Origin of the sequence: Halopenitus sp. H-Gu1 (assembly GCF_041821145.1) — an archaeon.
Lineage (GTDB): Archaea > Halobacteriota > Halobacteria > Halobacteriales > Haloferacaceae > Halopenitus.
In genome coordinates, this window is record NZ_JBGUBC010000066.1 from 1 (window position 1) to 699 (window position 699).

Genomic DNA, 699 nt, shown 5'->3' on the forward strand with positions numbered 1-699 from the left:
TCGCTCATCGTCAACTGGGTGAAGGGCATTTCCGCCCGGTGGTACAATGAGCGGTCCAACGACCGCATCAAGTGGACGCGCTCGTACTACATTGGGACTGCCGGCAGCGTCTCGAAAAATGCCGTCGAGCAGTACATCCGCGAGCAGAAGGACAAACAGGACGGGGAGTGGACCGCATGAGGCGCGTCAACTCGTTCACTGTGGTCCCGCGCTCAGATGCCGACGAGGAACTGCTTCGACGGCTGTTGGACGCTTCTGCTTCCCTGTGGAACCAACTCACCTACGAGCGCCGACAAAACTTCACCGACCCCGACATCGACAAGTCCGTCTGGGAGACCGAGGACTACCGCAAGCAGTACGTCGGTGTCCTCGGGAGTGCCACCGCCCAACAGGTGATTCGGAAGAACACCGAAGCGTGGCGGTCGTTCTTCGCCCTGAAAGAGAAAGGCGAAGCCAACGGCCTGCCGGGCTACTGGGGCAACGAGGAAGAGGGCCGGGAGTTGCGGACCTACATCCGCAACGACCAGTACACGCTCCGCTGGGGCGACCGTTCGACCATCGAAATCACGGTCGGCAGCGACCTCAAAGACGAGTACGACATGGGCTACCGCGAACGACTCACGCTCGACGTTCGTGGGAAACCGAAGTGGTCGGGCGACCAAGGTCGGTTGGAACTGTACTACGACGAGTTGAGCGACC

Annotated in this window: 1 protein-coding gene and 1 pseudogene; both read left to right on the forward strand. The window is 60.8% G+C overall.

The annotated features are described in order from the left end of the window. The coding region (locus ACERIT_RS16160; protein ID WP_373675876.1) for a transposase at positions 1-180 on the forward strand (180 nt) is incomplete at its 5' end. Then, a pseudogene (locus ACERIT_RS16165) lies at positions 177-699 on the forward strand (IS200/IS605 family transposon protein TnpB); the annotation flags it as partial. The gene ACERIT_RS16160 and the pseudogene ACERIT_RS16165, both read left to right, overlap by 4 nt.